General features: G+C 73.4%; 14 protein-coding genes. 10 read left to right on the top strand and 4 right to left on the bottom strand.

The window, feature by feature from the left end:
- Positions 1-157: 157 nt before the first annotated feature.
- Positions 158-517: a DUF488 domain-containing protein gene (locus tag OHU34_RS39205; protein WP_142268698.1), complete on the top strand. Its 360-nt coding sequence runs from the start codon at positions 158-160 to the stop codon at positions 515-517.
- A 118-nt stretch (positions 518-635) separates the two neighbouring features.
- Here the strand turns inward: OHU34_RS39205 and OHU34_RS39200 are convergent, their stop codons facing one another.
- Entirely contained in the window at positions 636-2,309 is a 1,674-nt protein-coding gene (locus OHU34_RS39200) for an FAD-binding dehydrogenase (RefSeq protein WP_230193711.1), read from the bottom strand.
- A 28-nt stretch (positions 2,310-2,337) separates the two neighbouring features.
- Positions 2,338-2,991: a TetR/AcrR family transcriptional regulator gene (locus OHU34_RS39195; protein WP_405770982.1), complete on the bottom strand. Its 654-nt coding sequence runs from the start codon at positions 2,989-2,991 to the stop codon at positions 2,338-2,340.
- A gap of 140 nt (positions 2,992-3,131) precedes the next feature.
- Here OHU34_RS39195 and OHU34_RS39190 point away from each other — a divergent pair, with 140 nt between their 5' ends.
- A complete protein-coding gene (locus OHU34_RS39190) occupies positions 3,132-3,761 on the top strand; it encodes an alpha-ketoglutarate-dependent dioxygenase AlkB (protein WP_405770979.1) in 630 nt (209 codons plus the stop codon).
- A gap of 24 nt (positions 3,762-3,785) precedes the next feature.
- Here OHU34_RS39190 and OHU34_RS39185 read toward each other — a convergent pair whose 3' ends face one another.
- Complete coding sequence (locus tag OHU34_RS39185; RefSeq protein WP_405770976.1) at positions 3,786-4,187, bottom strand: hypothetical protein; 402 nt, start codon at positions 4,185-4,187, stop codon at positions 3,786-3,788.
- Between the two features lie 84 nt (positions 4,188-4,271).
- Between OHU34_RS39185 and OHU34_RS39180 the strand changes: the two genes are divergently transcribed.
- Positions 4,272-5,021: an MBL fold metallo-hydrolase gene (locus OHU34_RS39180; protein ID WP_142268702.1), complete on the top strand. Its 750-nt coding sequence runs from the start codon at positions 4,272-4,274 to the stop codon at positions 5,019-5,021.
- A gap of 9 nt (positions 5,022-5,030) precedes the next feature.
- Positions 5,031-6,266 (top strand): DUF4032 domain-containing protein, encoded by a 1,236-nt coding sequence (locus tag OHU34_RS39175; RefSeq protein WP_142268703.1) that lies wholly within the window; start codon positions 5,031-5,033, stop codon positions 6,264-6,266.
- Between the two features lie 29 nt (positions 6,267-6,295).
- Here OHU34_RS39175 and OHU34_RS39170 read toward each other — a convergent pair whose 3' ends face one another.
- A complete protein-coding gene (locus tag OHU34_RS39170) occupies positions 6,296-7,168 on the bottom strand; it encodes a universal stress protein (RefSeq protein ID WP_405770974.1) in 873 nt (290 codons plus the stop codon).
- 61 nt (positions 7,169-7,229) lie between these two features.
- Here OHU34_RS39170 and OHU34_RS39165 point away from each other — a divergent pair, with 61 nt between their 5' ends.
- The 6 genes from OHU34_RS39165 to OHU34_RS39140 all read left to right on the top strand — a co-directional run bounded on the left by OHU34_RS39165 (position 7,230) and on the right by OHU34_RS39140 (position 15,960).
- Positions 7,230-7,586 carry a VOC family protein gene (locus tag OHU34_RS39165; protein ID WP_142268705.1) on the top strand — a complete coding sequence of 119 codons (357 nt, stop codon included), beginning with the start codon at positions 7,230-7,232 and terminating at the stop codon, positions 7,584-7,586.
- A gap of 146 nt (positions 7,587-7,732) precedes the next feature.
- Positions 7,733-9,409, top strand: a complete 1,677-nt coding sequence (locus OHU34_RS39160) for an FAD-dependent oxidoreductase (protein WP_142268706.1) — start codon at positions 7,733-7,735, stop codon at positions 9,407-9,409.
- Entirely contained in the window at positions 9,406-10,881 is a 1,476-nt protein-coding gene (locus tag OHU34_RS39155) for an ATP-binding protein (protein WP_142268707.1), read from the top strand. The genes OHU34_RS39160 and OHU34_RS39155 overlap by 4 nt, the downstream gene beginning before the upstream one ends.
- Complete coding sequence (locus OHU34_RS39150; protein WP_230193717.1) at positions 10,878-11,231, top strand: UBP-type zinc finger domain-containing protein; 354 nt, start codon at positions 10,878-10,880, stop codon at positions 11,229-11,231. Before OHU34_RS39155 ends, OHU34_RS39150 begins: the two co-directional genes overlap by 4 nt.
- 134 nt (positions 11,232-11,365) lie before the next feature.
- Positions 11,366-14,353, top strand: coding sequence for an ATP-binding protein (locus tag OHU34_RS39145; RefSeq protein WP_405770971.1), 2,988 nt, complete (start codon positions 11,366-11,368; stop codon positions 14,351-14,353).
- A gap of 140 nt (positions 14,354-14,493) precedes the next feature.
- Entirely contained in the window at positions 14,494-15,960 is a 1,467-nt protein-coding gene (locus OHU34_RS39140) for a CAP domain-containing protein (RefSeq protein WP_405770968.1), read from the top strand.
- Positions 15,961-16,047: the final 87 nt, after the last annotated feature.

Below are 16,047 nucleotides of genomic sequence, written 5' to 3'. Positions count from 1 at the left end.
GCTCCTGGGGGGTGGCGTGTGATCAAACGTCCTCAGACTAGGGACCGGGCGCCCCGGGTTTCCCCCTCATTCAGGTCAAGCCGAGCGGTGTCGGCGGGCGTGCGGGGCCTACGCTCGGCAGGACCTGCCCACCCGATGACGGACGGACGGCCCGCCCATGAGTGTCCGCGTACGTCGTGTCTACGACCCGCCCGAGCCCGACGACGGAGTGCGGGTCCTGGTCGACCGGCTGTGGCCGCGTGGGGTGTCCAAGGACGCGGCCCGCGTGGACGAGTGGCCCAAGGGCCTCACCCCGTCCACCGAGCTGCGCCGCTGGTACCACGCGGGCGAGGGGTCGTACGAGGAGTTCGCGCGCCGCTACGAGGCGGAGCTGACCGACCCCGAGGCGGCCGGACTGCTCGACCGGTTGCGTGCGTCGGTCCGTGAGGGGCCGGTGACGCTGCTGACGTCCGCGAAGTCCCCGGAGCAGAGCCATACGGCGGTGCTGGTCCGCCTGCTGGAGGCGGACCGGCACTGACGCTCCGGGACGGGCGGCCCGCCGCCGGCCCGTCCGCCTGCCGCCGGCCCGCTGCCCGCTGCCCGCCGTCAGCCCGTCCGTCCGCGCGTCTTCCTGGCCGTCCCCGTCAGGCCCTCCCTCAGCCCGTCTGCCGGGCCGCGGCCCGGCCTGCGGCCCGTCCGGAGAAGAGGCAGCCACCGAGGAAGGTGCCTTCGAGGGCGTTGTAGCCGTGCACGCCACCGCCGCCGAAGCCGGCCACCTCGCCCGCCGCGTACAGGCCCTCGACCGGCTGTCCGTCGGCGCCCAGGGCGCGGGAGTCGAGGTCGGTCTGGATGCCGCCGAGGGTCTTGCGGGTGAGGACGTGCAGCTTGACGGCGATGAGCGGGCCGGCCTCGGGGTCCAGGACGCGGTGCGGGGTGGCGACCCGGCCGAGCCGGTCGCCGATGTAGCGGCGCGCGTTGCGGATGCCCTGGACCTGGGAGTCCTTGGCGTACGGGTTGGCCATCTGGAGGTCGCGGGCCTGGATCTGGCGGCGCAGGGTGTCCACGTCGAGCAGCGCCTTCTCCGTCAGCCCGTTCATCTTCTCGACGAGCTTGTCGAGGGTGTCGGCGATGACGAAGTCCGCGCCGCGGTCGAGGAACGCCTGCACCGGCGCCGGGGCGCCCTTGCCGAGCAGCCGGTCGCGCAGGACGGCCTTGCGGTCCTTGGCGGTGATGTCGGGGTTCTGCTCGGAGCCCGAGAGCGCGAACTCCTTCTCGACGATCTTGCGGGTGAGGATGAACCAGGAGTGGTCGTGCCCGGCGATGTCCTCGGTCGTCCGCAGGTGCTTGAGCGTGTTGAGGGTGTCGTAGCCCGGCAGGCACGGGTCGGGCAGGCGGCGGCCCAGGGCGTCGAACCACAGGGAGGACGGGCCGGGCAGGATGCGGATGCCGTGGCCGGGCCAGATCGGGTCCCAGTTCTGGATGCCCTCGGTGTAGTGCCACATGCGGTCGCGGTTGACCAGCCGGACGCCGGCCCCGGCACTGATGTCGAGCATCCGGCCGTCGACGTAGGCGGGGACACCGGTGACCATCTCGGCGGGCGGCGTGCCCAGCCGCTCGGGCCAGTAGCGCCGCACGATCTCGTGGTTGGCGCCGATGCCGCCGCTGGTGACGACCACGGCCTGGGCGGTCAGCTCGAAGTCGCCGACGCGGTCGCGGTTGGAGGCGACGCCTCGCGCGCTGTCGTCGGGTGCGAGGACCGTGCCGCGCACCCCGCGGGCGGCGCCGTCGTCCAGGACCAGCTCGTCCACCTGGTGCCGGTGGTGGAAGGTCAGCAGCCCGTCCTTCGCCGCCTGCTTGGCGTACCGCACGAACGGCTCGACGACGCCCGTGCCGGTGCCCCAGGCGACATGGAAGCGGGGCACGGAGTTGCCGTGTCCGTCGGCGCGCAGATCGCCGCGCTCCGCCCAGCCGACGGTCGGCACGAAGGAGATCCCGTGCCCGGCCAGCCAGGACCGCTTCTCCCCCGCCGCGAACTCTACGTAGGCGCGGGCCCAGCGCACCGCCCAGGAGTCCTCGTCGTCGGCGCGGTCGAACTGCGCGCTGCCCTGCCAGTCGTTCCAGGCGAGGTCGAAGGAGTCCTTGATGCCGAGGCGGCGCTGCTCCGGGGAGTCGACCAGGAAGAGCCCGCCGAAGGACCAGAACGCCTGGCCGCCGAGGTTGGCGGCGTTCTCCTGGTCGACCAGGGCGACCCGTCGGCCCCTGCTGGTGAGTTCGTGCGCCGCGACCAGGCCCGCGAGGCCCGCTCCGACGACGATGACGTCCGCGTCCATGGCGTCCGCTGCCTTTCTCCTGAAGATGTCATTCCGGGGTGCCGCTGCCGTCGGTCAACAGCGCGGTGAGCAGTTGCTTCAGCCAGACACGAGCACCCTCGACGTCCTTGTCCAGCAGCAGTTGGGCGGTGACCCCGTCGTAGGCCGCGACCACGGCGTGCGCCGCGCTGTCGACGTCCCCGAGTACGGCCGGCGGTTCGGCGAGGCCCCGGGCCCGGGCGAGCCGGTCGGCGATCGCCCGCCGCAGCCGTGCCCGGTGTTCCAGCAAGGTCTGCGCGACGTCCGGGGCGCGCGCGGCGTGCATCAGGAAGTCCGTCTTGACCAGGAGCCAGTCCAGGTCGAGCAGGAGCACCTCGGTGACGCGGTCGACGGCGGCGGGCACGTCGAGGTCGGGTCCGTCGAGGGCGAGGGCCCCGGACACCTGCTCGGCGATCAGGTCGGCCCGTTGCCGGTAGAGGGCGAAGAACAGCTCGTCCAGGCTGTCGAAGTTGGAGTAGAAGGCGCCCCTGCTGTAGCCGGCGGCCTCGCAGACCTCCTCGATGGAGACCCGCCCGAAGCCCTTGGCCGCGAAGACCTCGAAGGCCGCGTCGAGCAGCCTGGCCCGCGTACGGACCCGGCGCCTGGTGACGCGCCCGGTCGTCCGCCCGGTCTGCTCGGCCTGTTCGACCTGCTCCGCCGCCATCTCGGACCTCCGTTCGATACGCGAATGTATCCGATACACCGATGCATCGAAAGGCCTTGCGAAGCGAGGCGCTCCACCCCCGCCTCCGGCGCGGGACAACCGAAGGGAACATATTTTCGATTAAGGCGTACGCTGGGACCATGACCGCGCACCACCTCCAGGGCTCCCTCTTCGACCAGACCGACGATCTGCGCCTCGGCTCCCTCGACGGGATCCGCCGGACCACGCTCGGGGCGGGCGCCTGGATCGACGTGCTGCCGGGCTGGCTGACCGGATCGGACGCCCTGTTCGAAGAGCTGGCGACCGGGGTTCCCTGGCGTGCCGAGCGCCGGAAGATGTACGACAACGTCATCGACGTCCCGCGCCTGCTGGCCTTCTACGGAGCCGGTGAGGAACTGCCCCACCCGGTGCTGGCCCAGGCGCGTCGGGCGCTGTCCGCGCACTACGCCCAGGAACTGGGCGAGCCCTTCGTCACCGCCGGACTGTGCCACTACCGCGACGGCCGGGACAGCGTCGCCTGGCACGGCGACCGGATCGGCCGCGGCGCCCGGGAGGACACCATGGTCGCGATCCTCTCCGTGGGCTCCCCGCGCGACCTGCTGCTGCGCCCGGCGCGCGGCGGCGAGACGGTACGGCGCCCGCTGGGACACGGCGACCTGATCGTGATGGGCGGCTCCTGCCAGCGGACCTGGGAGCACTGCGTGCCGAAGTCCACCCGCGCCGCCGGGTCGCGCATCAGCGTCCAGTTCCGCCCGGGCGGGGTGCGCTGAAACGCAGCCGACGTACCTGTGTCCCTACCCCTCAGGGGTACGTAGTTCGACCGCATGACCGACCCACCGGAGCCCGCGTCCACCGCCGGGGCACCGGCGAGCGCGCGGCCCCGGCGGACGGAACTGGACGGCCTGCGCGCCCTCGTGGTCGTCGGCCTGGCCTTCTTCCACGCGGCCCTGGTCTTCTCCCCGGACGACGACTTCCACGTCAAGAACCGCGACGACCGAGCTCGTCACCGTCGTCGCGGGGCTCGGGGTGGTGTGGGCGATGCCGACGCTCTTCCTCGTGGCCGGTCTCGGTGCCCACCGGCCGGCGCCGATCGTCGTCAAGTACGCGGTGATCGTGGCAGCTTCGCTGACGGTGGTCCTGCTGGTGTACGAGTACGGGGTGCGCCGGACGCGGGTGACGAGATTCCTGTTCGGCATGCGGGGAACCCCACCCTCCGCATCCGTCCGGTGGTCTGCTTTGCTGTCCCCGTCGACGACGGATCTCCAGGACACGGGACGGCCATGCGGGCAGACGTACGGCAAGTGGCGGACGGCACCTACCTGGTGCACGGCAGCAACACCAACTGGGTGATCCTCACCGAAGGGGACGCCGTCACCCTGATCGACACCGGCTACCCGGGAGACCGGCAGCTGGTCCTGGACTCCCTCGCCTCCGTGGGCAGTTCACCGGAGGCGGTCGCGGCCGTGCTGATCACCCACGCCCACAACGACCACCTGGGCTCCGCCGAGCACCTGCGCTCCGCGTACGGCACCCCGGTGTATCTGCACGAGGCCGAAGTGCCGCACGCCCGACGGGAGTTCCTCCAGCAGGTGAGCGTGGGCGAGGTGCTGAGGAACGCCTGGCGGCCCGGTGTCGTGCCGTGGATGGTGCACGCGCTGCGCTCCGGCGGCACCGAGCAGCACCCGGTCACCGCGCCCGAGGCGTTCCCCGGCGCCGGCGGCCCGCTCGACCTGCCCGGCCGGCCCGTGCCGGTGCACACCCCCGGCCACACCGGCGGCCACGCCGTCTTCCATCTCCCGCAAGCCGGTGTGGTCGTCTCGGGCGACGCTCTGGTCAGTGGTCATCCGACCTCCCGGCTGCAGGGGCCGCAGCTGCTGCCCGACATGTTCCACCACGAGCGCGCCCGCGCGGTGGAGTCCCTGGGCGTGATCGAAGGGCTCCCGGCCGACCTGCTGCTGCCCGGACACGGTCCGCTGCACCAGGGGTCCGTGAAGGCGGCGGCCCAGCAGGCCCGCGAACGCGCCGTCTAAGGTCAGGCCATGGCTTTGCAGATCAGCGCCACCAACCCGGAGCATCCGGCACTCCTGCTGGAGCTGCCCTGGCACCTGCCCCTGGAGGAGTGGCCCGAGGAGGTCCTCGTCCCGCTGCCGCGCGGCATCTCCCGCCACGTGGTGCGCTACGCCCAGGCCGGCGACGAGGTGATCGCCGTCAAGGAGCTCGCCGAGCGCCCCGCGCTGCGCGAGTACGAGCTGCTGCGCGACCTGGACCGGCTCGGCATCCCCGCCGTCGATCCGCTGGCCGTGGTCACCGGCCGCGTCGACGAGGGCGGCGTCCCGCTGGAATCGGTGCTGGTCACCCGGCATCTGGGCGGCTCGATGCCGTACCGCTCGATGTTCGAGACGACCATGCGCCCGGCGACCATGCACCGGCTCATGGACGCCCTCGCCGTGCTGCTGGTACGGCTGCATCTGGCCGGCTTCGCGTGGGGCGACTGCTCGCTGTCCAACACGCTGTTCCGACGGGACGCGGGCGCCTACGCCGCCTACCTCGTCGACGCCGAGACCGGCGACCTGCACCCCCAGCTGAGCCCCGGCCAGCGTGACTACGACCTCGACCTCGCCCGCGTGAACATCAGCGGCGAGCTGCTCGACCTGGAGGCGTCCGGGGCGCTGCACCCCTCGGTGGACCCGATCGAGTTCGGCACGGAGATCTGCGCCCGCTACGGGGCGCTGTGGGAGGAACTGACCCGCACCTCGGTCTACCCGGCGGGCAAGTACCACTACATCGAGCGCCGGATCCGCCGGCTCAACGAGCTCGGTTTCGACGTCGCCGAGATGCAGATCGAGCACTCCTCCAACGGCGACACGGTCACCTTCGTGCCCAAGGTCGTCGACGCGGGCCATCACCAGCGCCAGCTGCTGCGCCTCACCGGCCTGGACACCGAGGAGAACCAGGCCCGGCGGCTGCTGAACGACCTGGAGAGCTGGATGGCCACCCAGGACGACTACGCCCCGGGCGACCCCCTCGCCGCCCGTCCGGAGGTGCTGGCGCACCGCTGGGTGCGGGACGTCTTCCGGCCCACCGTGCGCGCGGTCCCCCTCGAGCTGCGCGGCTCCATGGACGCGGCGGAGATCTACCACGAGCTCCTGGAACACCGCTGGTACCTCTCGGAGCACGCGCAGCACGACATCGGGCTCGACACGGCGGTCGAGGACTACATCAAGAAGATCCTGCCCAAGGCACGGGAGACCCTGGAGCCGACGATCCCGGAGTGAGCCGGTCGGAGTGAGCCGGTCGGAGTGATTCAGCCGTGGGGCACGACGGCGACCGGGCAGTCCGCGTGGTGCAGGACGCCGTGCGCGACCGAGCCGATCCGGGCGCCCACGGCCGTGCGGTGGGCGCGGCGGCCGACCACCATCAGCTGCGCCCGCCCGGACACCGACAGCAGCACCTGCCCGGCGCTGCCCATCTCCACGTGCTCCACCACCGGCACGTCGGGGAACCGCTCCCGCCACGGTTCCAGGGCCGCGGCCAGCGCCTTCTTCTCGTACGGCTCCAGACCGCCGGCGTCGTCGGCGAGCTTGAGCGAGCCGGGGCTGTAGGCGAACACCGGCGGGAGCGTCCAGGCCCGTACCGCACGGACGCCCGCGCCCCGTGCGGCCGCCGTCTCGAACGCGAAGCGCAGCGCGGGGGCGCTGTCCTCGGGCTCGCCCTGCTGGCCGACGACGATCTCGTGGCCGGCCACCTCGGACGACGGATTGTCACCGGCGCGCACCAGCACGACCGGGCGCGCGGCCTCGGCGATCACCTGCTGGCCGACCGAGCCCAGCAGGAAGCCGACCACGGGCCCGTGCCCGCGCGAGCCGAGCACCAGCAGTTCCGCGTCCGCCGCGGCGGCGACGAGCGACTCGACCGGGCTGCCCTCCTGGACGTCGGTGGTGACGGAGAGCGCCGGGTGCCGCTCGGCGACCGTCGCGACGGCCTCCCGCACGGAGTCCCGCACCCACCGCTCCTGGGCGTCCCGGTCCGCCACGTCGGCCGCCGCGTTCGGCTGGAACCGCCAGGCGTGCACCACCCGCAGTCCCAGGTCGCGCCGGACGGCCTCGCGGGCCGCCCAGGCGAGCGCCGCGAGGCTCTCGTCCGTCCCGTCGACCCCTGCCGTGATCGGGACCGTCATCCCGCCGCCTCCTCGTGTCGTGATCACATCCGTCGGGCCCAGTCTTCACTACGCTTCGGCCATGGCACTCGAGTGGGAGCAAGTGGTCGTCGACTCGGCCGACCCGGTGGCGCTGGGGCGCTGGTGGGCCGCGGCCCTCGGCTGGGTGGTGATCAACGACGCGTCCGACGAGTACGAGATCCGACCGGAGCGGGACCGCCTGCCGGGCCTGATCTTCGTGCCCGTACCGGAGAGGAAGACGGTCAAGAACCGGCTCCACATGGACTTCCGCCCCGACGACCAGCACGCCGAGGTGACCCGCCTGCTGTCCCTGGGCGCCCGCCACACCGACATCGGACAGGGCGAGCAGCCGTGGGTGACGCTGGTCGACCCCGAGGGCAACGAGTTCTGCGTACTGGGGGCGCGGCGACCGTCTTGACCGTGTGCGCCCGGCCCTGTCCTCGGAGCGCACGGTCCGCCGGTATCCCGGAGCGGAGCGGCGCGATCGAACATACGATGGGCTGAGCCGGCGCGCGGGCTTCGCCGTGCCGCCGTGAGTGACGACCCTCTCGGGGTGGGAGACGTATGGCACAGGCCGCCGATTCGGCGCGGACCGTCATCCTGACCGTGGACGACGACCCGGGGGTCTCCCGTGCCGTCGCCCGTGACCTGCGGCGCCGTTACGGCGGCACGTGCCGGATCGTGCGCGCCGAGTCCGGGGAGTCCGCGCTGGAGGCGCTGCGCGAGCTGAAACTCCGTGGCGACCTGGTGGCGGTCATCCTCGCCGACTACCGGATGCCCCAGATGAACGGCATCGAGTTCCTCGAGCAGGCCTTGGACGTGTATCCGGGCGCCCGTCGCGTGCTGCTGACCGCGTACGCCGACACGAGCGCGGCGATCGACGCGATCAACGTCGTCGACCTCGACCACTATCTGCTCAAGCCGTGGGACCCGCCGGAGGAGAAGCTCTACCCGGTCCTGGACGACCTGCTGGACGCCTGGCGCGCCAGCGACCACCGGCCCGTGCCGGCGACGAAGGTGGTCGGGCACCGCTGGTCGGCGCGGTCGTCCGAGGTGCGGGAGTTCCTGGCCCGCAACCAGGTGCCGTACCGCTGGTACTCCGCCGACGAGCCCGAGGGGCAGCGGCTGCTGGCCGCGGCCGGGGTCGACGGGCAGCGACTGCCGCTGGTGGTCACCGCGGACGGCACGCCCCTGGTCGAGCCGGACGCGCCGGAACTGGCCGCCCACGTGGGGCTGGCGACGACGCCGACGGCCGACTTCTACGACCTGGTGGTGATCGGCGGCGGCCCGGCCGGGCTCGGCTCGGCGGTGTACGGGGCCTCCGAGGGCCTGCGCACCGTGCTGGTGGAACGGTCCGCGACCGGTGGACAGGCCGGGCAGAGCTCCCGTATCGAGAACTACCTGGGCTTCCCGGACGGCGTGTCCGGCGCCCAGCTCACCGACCGGGCGCGGCGGCAGGCCACCAAGTTCGGCGCCGAGATCCTCACCGCGCGCGAGGTGACCGGGCTCGAGGTCAACGGCTCCGCGCGCGTCGTGCGGTTCTCGGACGGCTCGGCGGTGGCCGCGCACAGCGTGATCCTCGCGACGGGTGTGTCGTACCGGCAGCTGGCGGCGCCGGGCTGCGACGACCTGACCGGCTGCGGGGTGTTCTACGGGTCGGCGCTCACCGAGGCGGCCTCCTGCCAGGGGCAGGACGTCTACATCGTGGGCGGCGCCAACTCGGCCGGCCAGGCGGCCATGTACCTGGCGAGGGGCGCCAAGTCCGTCACGCTGCTGGTACGCGGGGAGTCCCTGGCGGCGTCGATGTCGTACTACCTGATCCAGCAGATCGACGAGTCGCCCAACATCTCCGTGCGCCCCGGCACGGTCGTCGAGGCCGCGCACGGGGACGGCCACCTGGAGCAGCTGACGCTGCGGGACGTGACGACCGGCGAGACCGAACTCGTCGACGCGCAGTGGATGTTCGTGTTCATCGGCGCGGCCCCGCTGACCGGCTGGCTGGACGGCACGGTGCTGCGCGACGAGCGCGGATTCATCCTCGCCGGGCCCGACCTCACGCCGGACGGGCGGCCGCCGGCGGACTGGGCGCTGGACCGGCCGCCGTACCACCTGGAGACCAGTGTTCCCGGCGTGTTCGTGGCGGGCGACGCGCGCGCCGAGTCCGCGAAGCGCGTCGCGTCCGCCGTAGGAGAGGGAGCCATGGCCGTGATGCTCGTCCACCGGTACCTGGAGCAGTCATGAGCGGGCAGTTGATGCCGTGCAACCCGACCGAGATCAGCTCGCTGTTCCTGTTCGAGAAGCTCTCCCCCGAACAGCTCGGACGGCTGTGCAGCGAGGGCCGGGTGGAGAGGTTCGAGCCCGGTCCGGTGTACACCGAGGGCGATCCGGCGACCTGCTTCTACGTGATGGTCGAGGGCTCGGTCGTGCTGTACCGCCGGGTCGGCGGCGACGACATCGAGGTGAGCCGCACCTCCCAGCGCGGGGTGTACGCCGGGGCCATGCAGGCCTACCTGGGGGACCAGGTGCCACAGGTCTACAACAACTCGATGCGGGTGACCGAGCCGACGCGGTTCTTCGTGCTGCCCGCCGAGTCGTTCTCGGCCATCATGCGGGAGTGGTTCCCGATGGCGGCGCACCTGCTGGAGGGGCTGTTCTTCGGTTCGAAGAACACCCAGCGGGCCGTCGGACAGCGGGAACGGCTGCTGGCCCTGGGCTCGTTGTCGGCGGGCCTGACCCATGAGCTCAACAACCCGGCCGCGGCGGCCGTGCGTGCCACCGCGACGCTGCGGGAGCGGGTGGCGAAGATGCGGCACAAGCTCGCCGTCATCGCCTCCGGAGCCTATGACGCGGAGGCGCTGACCCGGCTGATCGAGATCCAGGAGCGGACGGCCGAACTGGTCGCCAAGGCACCGGTGCTGAGCCCGCTGGAGGCTTCCGACCGGGAGGACGACCTCACCGACTGGCTCGACGACCACGGCATCCAGGAGGGGTGGCGGATCGCGCCGACCTTCGTACAGGCCGGGCTGGACGTGGACTGGCTGGAGCAGGTCGCGGCCGCCGTCGACGAGGACACCCTGCCGGGCGCGATGGGGTGGCTCAACTACACGGTCGAGACCGAGCTGTTGATGGACGAGATCGACGACTCCACCAACCGCATCTCGCACCTCGTCGACGCCGCCAAGCAGTACTCGCAGCTCGACCGCGCCCCCTACCGGGTCGTCGACGTGCACGAACTCCTCGACAGCACCCTGCTGATGCTGTCGGGCAAGATCGGGCAGCGCATCGAGGTCGTCAAGGACTACGACCGTGCGCTCCCGGCGATCCCGGCCTACCCGGCGGAGCTCAACCAGGTGTGGACGAACCTCGTCGACAACGCCGTCTTCGCCGTCAACAGCGCAGGCGGCGAGGGCACGTTGACGGTGCGGACGGCACGCGAGGGCGACCGGCTGCTGGTGGAGTTCCGCGACACGGGCCCCGGCATCCCGCCGGACGTCCGAGGCCGCATCTTCGACCCCTTCTTCACCACCAAGCCGGTGGGCGAGGGCACCGGGCTCGGCCTGGACATCTCCTGGCGGATCGTCGTCAACAAGCACCACGGCAACCTCCATGTGGAGTCCGTGCCGGGCGACACCCGCTTCCAGGTGCTGCTGCCGCTGACCGCCCCCGACCCCGAGAGCGCACCGGACCCCGAGACCGCCGAGGAGCCCGTATGACCGACGTAGACGCCATCGACCCGAGCGTTCCACCCAGCAGTGCCGGCTGCGTGGACTGCGACGCGGCGGGCGGCTGGTGGTTCCACCTGCGACGCTGCGCGAGCTGCGGCCATGTCGGTTGCTGCGACTCCTCCCCCGCACAGCACGCCACCGCTCACTACAAGGCGACCGGGCATCCCCTGGTGCGCAGTTTCGAGCCGGGCGAGGAGTGGTTCTGGGACTACTCCACCGACGAGCTGTACGAGTCCGGGCCCGAGCTCGCCGCTCCGGCCGCTCACCCCGCGGACCAGCCCGTGCCGGGCCCGGCCGGGCGGGTTCCGGAGGACTGGGCGCGGTCACTGCACCGCTGAGGACGAGCCGCTGGGAACGAGCCGCCGACAGCGGGCCGCCGAGCACGTCACGGCAGGGCTCCCGGGATCGTCCCGGCAGGGCTCCGTTCCTGGTCGCGGGCCGCGTTGTCGGTGGCGCGTGCCAGGATGGGGTCGTGCCGCAGACCGTGTTCGCCACTCCGTTCATCGGCCGGGAAGAGGAGCTCGCCCGGCTCTCCGGCGTGCTCGAACGCGCCCGGGGCGGTGAGTCGCGCGCGGTGCTGATCGCCGGGGACGCCGGCGTGGGCAAGACCCGGGTACTGGACGAGGTCGCCACGCGGGCGGCCCGCTCCGGCATGACCGTGCTCACCGGGCACTGTGTCGACCTCGGTGACGTGGGGCTGCCGTATCTGCCGTTCACCGAGATCCTCGGCCTGCTCGCCGCCGACGAGCGGTTCGCCGCCGTCCTGGCCGCGCATCCCCTGGTCGACCGGCTGCTCGGCGCGGGCACGGACGCCGACGAATCGGGTCCCGCCCCGCGCTCCGGCAGCGGAGAAGGGCGGCTGAGGCTGTTCGAGGGGATGGCGGCGCTGCTCGCCGACCTGTCGGACGTCACCCCGCTGCTCCTCGTCCTGGAGGATCTGCACTGGGCCGACCAGTCCTCCCGGGACCTGCTGCGCTTCCTGCTGAGCCGGGGCTTCCTCCAGCGGTCCACCGGCAACGGCTCCGGTCACCGGCTGGCGGTCCTGGCCTCCTACCGGGCGGACGACCTGCACCGCCGGCACCCGCTGCGCCCGCTGCTCGCGGAGCTGGTGCGGCTGCCGGCCGTGGACCGGCTGGAGCTGCGGCCGCTGGCGGACGCCGAGGTGACCCGGCTGCTGCGCGCCCTGGAGGGCCGGCCGCTGCCGGACGCCACGGTGCGCCGGATCGTGGAGCGTGCGGAGGGCAACGCCTTCTACGCGGAGGAGTTGCTCGCGGCCACGGACACGGAGGCCGGCGGAATGCCCAGCGGGCTGGCCGACCTCCTCCTCATCCGCGTCGAGCAACTCCCCGACACCGCCCAGCAGGTACTGCGGACCGCCGCCGTCGCCGGCCGGCGGGTGGAACACGACCTGCTGCGGGACGCGGTCGGACTGCCCGAGGACGAGCTGGAGTCGGCACTGCGGGAGGCCATCGGCCACCAGCTCCTGGTCGCGGGCGACGACGGCGCGTACGCCTTCCGGCACGCCCTCGCCCGCGAGGCGGTGTACGCCGATCTGCTGCCGGGCGAACGGTCGCGGCTGCACGGCGCGTTCGCCGCTCTGCTGGCCGGCCGCGGCCACCGGGCCGAGACCGCGGCGGAGCGCGCCCACCACTATCGCGAGAGCCATGACCTGGGCGAGGCCCTCGCCGCCTCGCTGGAGGCCGCGGACCACGCCCGGCGGGTCGGCGCGCCCGCCGAGGAACTGCGCCATCTGGAGGCCCTGCTCGACCTCTGGGAGTCGGTACCCGCGACGGCCCTTCCCTCGGGCGAGGCGGCCGACCGGGTCACGCTGATGCTGCGCGCCTCGGCGGCGGCCGCACACGCCGGAGAAGCGCACCGCGCGGTCTCCCTGACCCGGGCCGCGCTCGCGGGCGTCGGCCAGGACGCCGACTCCGAACTCGCCGCACGGGTGCGGTACACGCTGGCCGGCACGCTCATGGGCGTCGACAGTCTGACGGCCGCGTTCGCCTACAGCAGCGAGGCGTTGGCGATGATCCCCGCCGAGCCGCCGACGCCGACCTGGGTGTGGGCCGCCGCCACGCATGTCCTGGCGGCCCGTCAGGTGGGCGACTCCGAGACCGCCCTGCGGGTCGCGCGCCAGGCGCTGCGCGCCGCAGAGCACCTCGATCTGACGGACGCGCGTGCCGACCTCCTGGTCTCGCTGGCCAATCTCGAGGGCGACGGCCGCCGCTCCGCCGCGGGCCGCGCCCGGCTGACGGAGGCGCGTGAACTGGCCCGGCGCGGCGGCAACGCGCCGGTGGAGATGCGGGCCCTGTTCACCCTGGCCATCGGCGCCTTCGAGGCCGGGGAGCTGGCGGAGTGCCTGCCCTGGCTGGCCGAGGGCCTGGACCGCGCCCGCCGGGCGGGGCTGCTGTCCTCGCCGTATCCGCTGGAGATGCGGTATCTCCAGCTGCTGGTGCTCTACACGCTGGGCCGCTGGGACGAGTGTCTGCGGACGGCGACGACCGACCTGGCGGTGCTGCCGGCGTCGGGGGGATTCGCGGTGGGTCCCGCGCTGTACGTGAGCCTGGCACGCGGCGACAAGGGCGTCGTCGACCGGGCCCGGACCCTGATCGAGGGGCGTTTCGACTGGATGGCGGCGCTCGTCGCGGGCATCGTGCTGACCGACGCGGCGGTACTGATCGGTGACGCCGAGGCGGCGGTGGCCCGGCTGCGGTCCTCGGTCGAGGCTCTCACGGACGAAGCGGGCATGCTCCCGGACGTCACGGTCCGGCTCACCGCGCTCGCCCTCACGGCGGTCGCCGAGGCGGCGGCCACGGCGCGGCGCGGCGGGGACGAGGCGGCGGCCGACCGCTGGTCGGCGATCGCGACGGAACTCCTGGAACCGGCACGGTCGGTGGCCCTGCGGGGCGCGACGGGCGTGCCGCAGGGTCCGGAGGGGCGCGCCTGGCTGGCCCGCGCGGAGGCCGAGTGGGCATGGGCCACCACCGGGCCCGACCCGGCGGTCTGGGAGAGGACGGTGGCGGCGTTCGGCTACGGCGACGCCTACGAGCTCGCCCGCTGCCGGCTGCGGTACGCGCAGGCCCTGCTGGCCGCCGGCCGTCGCGAGGACGCTGCGACCGAGGCCCGTGCCGCCCGGGAGACGGCCGTACGGCTGGGCGCCACACCCCTCCTGGAGCGGGCGGACGACCTGCTCCGGCGTGGACGCCTCACGGACGCCGGGCCCGCCGCCCGGGGCGGTCCGGTCGCCCTGACGGCCCGGGAGCGGGATGTCCTGCGGCTGCTCGCGCTCGGCCGGAGCAACCGGCAGATCGGCGAGGAGCTGTTCATCAGCGGCAAGACGGCGAGCGTCCATGTCTCCAACATCCTCGCCAAGCTGAGCGCGGCGAGCCGTACCGAGGCCGTGGCGATCGCCTACCGCGAGCGGCTGCTCGAACCGGAGCTCGGCGCGTCGGGCTGATCCCGGCGCCCTCGGCCCGGCCACAACCGGCTGGCTGGCCGGGCGAGGCCACACATGAGGGCGAGGAACCCGGGGGGCCTGCCGCCCGTTGTCCGGACAGGCCCGCGGCGGGGCCGGTACGACGACATCGGGGCGGCAGGATGAACGTGTTGGTTCCCGGGGGCAACCTGCCCCTCCCGGGCGGCGCCCTGGCCGCCCGGGTGCCCGGCCCCTTCGACGTCTGCGCCCTCGTCACGGACGACAGCGGCAAGGTCCGGGGGGACGCCGACTTCGTGTTCTACAACCAGCCGAAGGCGCCGGGAGCCATGCTCCGGGGCGACACCCTGACGCTGGAACCCGACAGGCTGCGGGCCGGCGCCACCCGCGTCACGCTGGTCGTCGGCGCGGCCGAGCCGGACACACCCCTGGCCCGGCTGCCCCGGCCCACGCTGCATGTCACCGACGGGCCGGGCCGCGTACTGGCCCGGTTCACGCCACCGCCCACACAGGGCGAGACGGTGCTGTTGCTCGCGGAGTTCTACCGGCGTGGCGGCGGCTGGAAGCTGCGGGCGCTCGGCCAGGGGTACGCGGACGGACTGGCGGGCCTGGCCCGGGACTTCGGGGTGGAGGTCGTGGCGGAGGACAGCCCGCCCACGCGAGGAAGGACCGCCGCCGGACCCCCACGCGGATACGCCGGGCAGAGCGGCACCGCCCCCGCGAGCCGACAGCCGACGACCACACCGCGTCCTTCCGACCCGCAGCCGACGACCGGCCCCCGCCCCGCGGGTCCGGGCACCGCCTTCGCACCGCGCGGCTCGTCCACCCCGCGCAGCTCCCCGGTGTCCGCCTCCGATCCCGACGGCTTCCTCGCCCTCGTCAACCCCTCCCGCGGCACGGCCGGTTCGCCGCCCGTGTCCCTCGACGGCCGCCTCGCCTCCGCGGCCCGCGCGCACGCGGCCGCCCTGGCCGCGGCCGGGCGGCTCGGCACCGAGGGTGCGGACGGCGTCTCGGTGCACCAGCGGGTCACGGCCGCCGGATACCGGTATCTCGCCGTCGGCGAGCACCTGGTCTCCGGGCCCCGCACCACCGCCGAGTTCGTCGCGTACTGCCGGCGCTCCGACCTGGCCCGGCAGACCCTGCACGACCCGGCGTTCCGGCACGCCGCACTGGCACGGGCCACCGACGCACGCACCGGCGACACCTACTGGACCGCCCTGTGGGCGAGCCCGCTCACCCCGGACGGCCTGGCCCGGACCGCGGCCGAGGTCGTCGACCTCACCAACCGTGAGCGGGCGAGGGCCGGGCTGCCCGCCCTGGCCGTCGATCCCCTGCTCACGGCGGCGGCGCAGGCGCACAGCGCGGACATGGTGGCGCGCGCCTTCTACTCGCACACCTCGCCCGAGGGGAGCCGACCCTGGGACCGGGCCACCGCCGCGGGCTCGACCCGGCGGACCATCGGCGAGAACATCGCCTGCGGCCAGCGCTCCCCCGCCGAGGTGATGGACGGCTGGATGAACAGCCCTGGTCATCGGGCCAACATCCACAAGCCCGACTTCACCCACATCGGCGTCGGCTTCGCGGGCGGCGGTCCCTCGGGCACGTACTGGACCCAGCTCTTCGGCGCCTGACACCCCACCAGCCCCGGGGGGTGATCTACGCCTCACAGGCAACCCTCCTCGCCGTGCCCGCGTCTTGACCGGCAGCACACCGCACTA

The organism is Streptomyces sp. NBC_00080, from assembly GCF_045041255.1.
GTDB lineage: Bacteria > Actinomycetota > Actinomycetes > Streptomycetales > Streptomycetaceae > Streptomyces > Streptomyces coriariae.
This window is presented reverse-complemented; position numbering and strand designations above follow the sequence as displayed.